Source organism: Protofrankia sp. Cr1 (assembly GCF_963555865.1).
In the GTDB taxonomy this organism is placed as follows: Bacteria; Actinomycetota; Actinomycetes; order Frankiales; family Frankiaceae; genus Protofrankia.
In genome coordinates, this window is sequence record NZ_CAUVXO010000327.1 from 1,906 (window position 1) to 6,310 (window position 4,405).

Here is a 4,405-nt window from a genome sequence, read left to right on the forward strand (position 1 = left end):
GGCGTCGAGGAGTTCGGGTGACGAGTCGCGTATGACGTATGAGCCGTGCCTGTGCGGCCGCACATGTCCGCGCTTGCCCAACGGCGTGTACGGGCGCCTCGATGACATGCTGATCATCCGTGGCGTGAACGTCTACCCGAGTCAGATGCAGCGGTTGATCTTATCCGTCGAGGGCGCGGGCGTCGAGTTCGTCATCATGGTGGACCGCTCCACCGAGCTCGACTCCGCAACGGTCCGCGTCGAGTACGACCCGGCGCTCCGGCCCGACGATGGGGTCGGCGACCTCGAACGAGTTCGTCGACCATGACGGCCTCTGCGGCGGTCGTACGGTCGGGGCTGAGCCGGCCGGTCGGGCTTAACCGGCCGGGTGGGGCGGGGCGGGTTCGGGGGCAGGGCCGGGTACGGGGACGTCGGGCCAGACCAGGGTGGTGGACGCCCAGGCGAGTCCGGCACCGAACGAGGTCAGCAGTACGCGCATGCCTGGTGTCAGCGCCCTCGTGCTCACGGCGTGGTGCAGGACGAGGGGGATGGACGCGGCCGCGGTGTTCCCGACATCGGCGATGTTGGACAGCATCCGGTTCTCGGGGACGCCTAGACGGCGGGTCACGTCGACGGAGATGCGCTGGTTGGCCTGATGAGGGGCGATCGCGTCGATCTCGGTGACTGCCCAGCCGGCCCTCTCGGCCGCGCGCCGGGAGGAGGCCACCATGTGGTGCACGGCATGGCGGAAGAGCTCGCGGCCCGCCATGGTGAGGAACGGAGCCTTGTCGGGCTCGGCGTGACGATCGGCGCGACTGCGGGATCCGCCGGCCGGGATGCGCGCCACACTGCTGCGGGCCCCGTCACTGCCCAGATCGAACGGGCCGAATGCTCCGCTTTCGCCGGGTGTTCCCGGACGCAGGACAACGGCTCCCGCACCGTCCCCGAACAGGGGCGTGGTCTGCGGGTCATCGGGGTCGGCCACCTGTGTCATGGTGTCCGCGCCGATCAGCAGCACATGGTCTGCGACGCCGGCGCTGATGAGACCGTGGGCGACGGCGAGTCCGTAGATGAAGCCGCTGCAGCCGGAGTTGAGGTCGAAGGCGGCGGTGCCGTCCAGTCCCAGCCGGGCGGCCACCGAGGGGGCGCTGCCCGGAATGATGTGGTCCGGCGTCGTCGTGGCCAGGACCACCGCCTGCACCTGCGTCACGGAGGCCGCCTCCAGTGCCCTGCGCCCGGCTTCGGTGGCGAGATCGCCCGTGCTGATGCCGGGGGCCGTGACGCGGCGCCGCCGAATTCCGCTGCGCTGCGCGATCCAGTCGTCACTCACTCCCAGCCTCGCGCCCACATCCTCGTTCCCGACTTCGCGGTGGGGGAGACAAATGCCCAGCCCGCACAGAACCGCGCTGTGGCCTTGCCGCTCACCGGTCTCTTCGTCCATGCCGACCTCCGTACGAAGGTTCAACGAGAATCGTCCCGAATATCGATGCTAACTGGGTTTGTGGTGCGACACAGGTCGGCGGCTCGACACGTCCGGGCGCCAAATCGTGCGCGCCATGGTGCGCGCTTTCGCGCGGTATCTCGTCCGCTCTCCCGGGGCTGTTCCGCACCGGCCGGATCTCGCGAAAGTTAAGATGGAAATCCGCTGATACAAACCGTCCGGTTCGCCGGACCACTACGACGCCATCACGCCCCTGACGCCAGGCGATGTACGTCCCACGGAAAGTGAGTCCGCAGTGCCCCCGGTGATACCCGCCGGCCAGCGGATCGAAGACTGGCTGGTCACCCAGATCGCGTGCAGTTTGCGGATCGATCCCGAGCAGATCGACGTTGACGAGTCCTTTATCGCCAATGGCCTCAGCTCGAGTTCGAGCGTCGCGCTGATTGGCGATCTCGCGAAGATGCTGGGTGTCACATTGCCGGAGACGCTGACTTGGGAGTACCCCACCATAGCCGCGTTGGCCGAACACGTAGCCGGCATCGGCGCGAATCCGCACGACGACTGACGACCGAACAGGGAGCGCGCGTCGCATGGAGCCCATCGCAATCATTGGTATGGGGTGCAGATTTCCCCTTGCCAACGGCCCTGACGAGTTCTGGAAGCTGCTGCTTGACGGGGTGGATGCGATCAGGGAAGTGCCGCCCGATCGTTGGAATGCCGACGAGCTCTACGATGCCGATCCGGCGGCTCCAGGAAAAATGATCACGCGCTGGGGTGGCTTCCTGGACGACGTCGACCGCTTCGACCGTGAGTTCTTCGGCATCTCACCGCGTGAGGCGAGCGCCATCGACCCGCAGCAGCGGCTCCTGCTGGAGGTCGCCTGGGAGGCGCTCGAGGACGCCGGCCAGGTGACCACGGCGCTCGCCGGCACCGACACCGGGGTCTTCGTCGGCGTCAGCAGCTACGACTACGCCCTGCTGCAGGCGCCCCGCCTGGGGGGCATCGACGCGTACTACGGCACGGGCATCGCCCTCAGCGTGGCGGCCAACCGGATCTCGTACCAGCTCGATCTGCGCGGACCGAGCCTGGTCGTCGACACGGCCTGCTCGTCGTCCCTGGTGGCCCTGCACACCGCCTGCGAGAGCCTGCGGAGCGGGCAGTCGCAGCTCGCGATCGTCGGCGGCGTGAACCTGATCCTGTCGCCCGCCTTCGGGATCAACCTCACCAAGGCCGGCGTCATGGCACCGGACGGACGCTGCAAGACGTTCGACGCCTCCGCCGACGGCTACGTCCGCGGTGAGGGTGCGGGCGTCGTGGTGCTCAAGCCGTTGGAGCGCGCGCTCGCCGACCACGATCCGATCCGGGCGGTGGTCCGTGGTGGCGCGGTCCGGCAGGATGGGCGCACCAACGGGCTGATGGCGCCGAACGGGCGGTCACAGGAGGACCTGCTGCGCGCCGCGCATCGGCACAGCGGCGTCGCGCCGAGCGACATCGACTACGTCGAGGCGCACGGCACCGGGACGGTCCTCGGCGACCAGATGGAGGCCCAGGCCCTGGGGCGCGTGGTGGGGCACCATCGCCCACCTGAGCGTCCGTGCGTGATCGGATCGGTCAAGTCGAACATCGGCCACCTTGAGGCGGCAGCCGGGATCGCGGGCGTGATCAAGGCGGTGCTGATGTTCGAGCACCGCTGGATCCCCGCCAGCCTGCACGTCCAGAACCCCAATCCGCAGATCGACTTCGAGGCGCTGCGGCTCCGGGTTCCGCGTGCCAGCGAGCCGTGGCCGCGGCACGAGGGTCCGGTACGGATGGGTGTCAGCTCCTTCGGCTTCGGCGGGACCGTCGCGCACGTCGTGCTCGAGGAGGCCCCGCCTAGCCGTTCCGACGGCAGTAACGGCCGGCCGCACGCGGACGGAGCGGTACTGCTTCCGCTCTCGGCCCGGAGCCCCGAATCGTTGCGGCAGACGGCGGAGCGGTACCTGGGCGTGCTCACGGGCGACGGCGACGCCCCGCACGATCTCGCAGACCTAGCCTATACCGCCGGGATCCGCCGCACCCACCACCGCCACCGCCTGGCGCTCGTCTCGGGCTCGCGCGACGGGGCCGCGGAGCAGCTCCGGAACTTTCTGGCGGGCGACCCCAGCCCCGGCATGATCTCGGGCGACGCGGGCCGTCGTCGCCGTCGCCGGCTGGCCTTCGTCTGCCCGGGGCAGGGACCGGTCTGGTGGCCGCTCGACCCGGCGTTGCGCGAGGAGCCGGCGTTGCTCGCCACGCTGGACGAGTGCGACCGCCTGGTGCGGGCTGAGGCCGGCTGGTCGCTGCTCGAACAGCTCTGGGCCGACGAGAAGGCATCCCGCCTCGATGAGGCCGACTTCTGCCAGCCGGCGCTATTCGCCGTCCAGGTCGCGCTGGCGAACATGTGGCGGTCGTGGGGCATCGTGCCGGACGCCGTGGTCGGCCACAGCCTGGGAGAGGTGGCGGCGGCGTACCTGTCGGGCGCGCTCAGCCTGAAGGACGCCGTGCGCGTCATCTGCCGGCGCGGCCACGTGATCCGGACGGTCTCGGGCCGGGGACGGATGGCCGTCGTCGAGCTCGCCGCTGACGCCGTCCGGGACGTGCTGCCCGGCCTGGAGAGCCGCATCTCGGTGGCGGCGGTCAACGCGCCGACTTCGACGGTGATCTCCGGAGACACGGACGCCGTCGAGGAGGTCACGGCCCAGCTGCAGGCGAGAGGGGTCTTCGTCCGGATCCTGCGCTCGGTCGACTTCGCGTCGCACGGCCCGCAGATGGAACCCCTCATGGGCGACCTCGCGCAGGCCCTGTGCGACTTGAGTCCGGCGTCGCCGCGACTGCCGATGTATTCGACGGTGACCGGCAAGATGGTCAACGGGGACGTCCTCGACGGCGGGTACTGGGCCGAGAACATCCGGACTCCGGTGCTCTTCGCCGCGGCGGTCGACGGCCTTCTCGACGACGGCCATGACG

General features: G+C 69.7%; 3 protein-coding genes and 1 pseudogene. 3 read left to right on the forward strand and 1 reads right to left on the reverse strand.

Features of this window, described 5'->3' with window-relative positions:
- A pseudogene (locus U9980_RS20400) lies at positions 1-307 on the forward strand (phenylacetate--CoA ligase family protein); the annotation flags it as partial.
- A gap of 48 nt (positions 308-355) precedes the next feature.
- Here the strand turns inward: U9980_RS20400 and U9980_RS20405 are convergent.
- Positions 356-1,420: a beta-ketoacyl-ACP synthase III gene (locus U9980_RS20405; RefSeq protein ID WP_322769387.1), complete on the reverse strand. Its 1,065-nt coding sequence runs from the start codon at positions 1,418-1,420 to the stop codon at positions 356-358.
- A gap of 295 nt (positions 1,421-1,715) precedes the next feature.
- Here U9980_RS20405 and U9980_RS20410 point away from each other — a divergent pair, with 295 nt between their 5' ends.
- Positions 1,716-1,985, forward strand: a complete 270-nt coding sequence (locus U9980_RS20410) for an acyl carrier protein (RefSeq protein ID WP_322769388.1) — start codon at positions 1,716-1,718, stop codon at positions 1,983-1,985.
- Positions 1,986-2,010: 25 nt separating this feature from the next.
- Positions 2,011-4,405: type I polyketide synthase (locus U9980_RS20415; RefSeq protein ID WP_322769389.1), on the forward strand; the 2,395-nt coding region annotated here is incomplete at its 3' end.